This is a genomic window from Alienimonas chondri (assembly GCF_013036045.1).
In the GTDB taxonomy this organism is placed as follows: Bacteria; Planctomycetota; Planctomycetia; order Planctomycetales; family Planctomycetaceae; genus Alienimonas; species Alienimonas chondri.
In genome coordinates, this window is the sequence record NZ_WTPX01000327.1 from 1 (window position 1) to 1358 (window position 1358).

Here is a 1358-nt window from a genome sequence, read left to right on the forward strand (position 1 = left end):
GCCGCGGACGGCCCCTCCGGCGCCGAAGGGGCGGCCGACGCCGAGGAGCCCGCCGGCGTCCAGATGCCGGCGGTGAAGGTCACCTGGTACGACGGCAACCAGGCGCCCGGCGAGCTGCACGGCATCAAGCTGCGCGGGTCGGGCGTGTTGTTCGTGGGGAAAGAGGGGCAGCTCTTCGCCGACTACGGCGGCTGGAAGCTGTATCCGGAAGAGCAGTTCGCCGAGTTTGAGCCGCCGGAGCCGACCATTCCGGCGTCGATCGGGCATCACGACGAGTGGATCCAGGCCGTCAAGACGGGCGCCCCGACGACCTGCGACTTCGCGTACTCGGGTCCGCTGAGCGAAACGGTGCTGCTGGGGCTGGTCGCCTACCGACTCGGCCGGCCGATCGACTGGGACGCCGCGACGCTGACCGTGCCCGACGTCCCCGAGGCCGCGGCGCTGATCCGCCCCTCCTACCGGGCCGGGTGGGAGATCGCCTAGCGCGTCCGTTGGATCAGTGCGGCGCCTGTTTGTGAGCCCGAAGCGCAAGCGAGGCTTGGGACCGCCCCGCCTCGCTGACGCTTCGGGTTGGTTTCCAAACCGGCGCAGGCCGCCCGCCGCGTTCTACCGCGGCAGGGCGATCAGTTTCTGAGCGGCTTCGAGGAGGTCGGCCTTCAGCAGCGTCGGCGGCGGGGCGAGCGGGTAGAGCTGCTTGCCGGGCCGGGCGAGGAAGCAGGTCCGCATCCCCGCCCAGGCGGCGCCGGCGACGTCCCAGCCGTGCGCCGCGATGAGCAGGCAATCCTCGACCGATTCGCCCACCTGCCGGGCCGCCCACCGATAAACGTGGGCGTGTGGTTTGAACAGCCCCACCGTCTCCACGCTCAGGCGGTCCGACAGGTATCGCTGCAAGCCGGAGTTCTCCATCTGCGCCTTCACCCCCGCGGCGGAGGAGTTCGTCAGCGTGACCAGGCGATAGCCGGCGTCGGTCAGTTGCTTCAGCGCCGGCTCGACGTCCGGATGGGGCGGCAGCGACCGGATCGGCGCGAGCGCCCGGGCGGCCTGCTCCGCCGACAGGTCGATCTCGTGGTTCGCCGCCAGCATCCGCAGCGTGGCGGCCCCGATGACGCCGAAGTCCTCGTAGCGATCCCCCACGGTGGCGACGAGAGAGTGATGCAGCAGCGAGGAGAACCACAGCGGAACCAGCTCCGGCCGCCCCCCGAGGGCCTCGCCGACCGAGGCGACCAGCGGGTCGAGGTTCAGCAGCGTCTCGTTGACGTCCAGAAAGAGGACCTTCGGACGCTTCGACGGCCCCGTTGAGGAACCCGTCGCCGGATTCGCGGGGTCCGCGGCGGTCGCGGGCGGGGCGCCGCCGGCGA

Annotated in this window: 1 protein-coding gene and 1 pseudogene; one reads left to right on the plus strand and one right to left on the minus strand. The window is 71.5% G+C overall.

The features are described from left to right. Positions 1–483: pseudogene (locus tag LzC2_RS21445) on the plus strand (gfo/Idh/MocA family oxidoreductase); the annotation flags it as partial. A gap of 123 nt (positions 484–606) precedes the next feature. On the opposite strand, the gene LzC2_RS21450 reads toward LzC2_RS21445, so the two are convergent. Beyond that, positions 607–1358 (minus strand): haloacid dehalogenase type II (locus tag LzC2_RS21450; protein WP_206678868.1); only part of this gene is annotated, 752 nt, incomplete at its 5' end.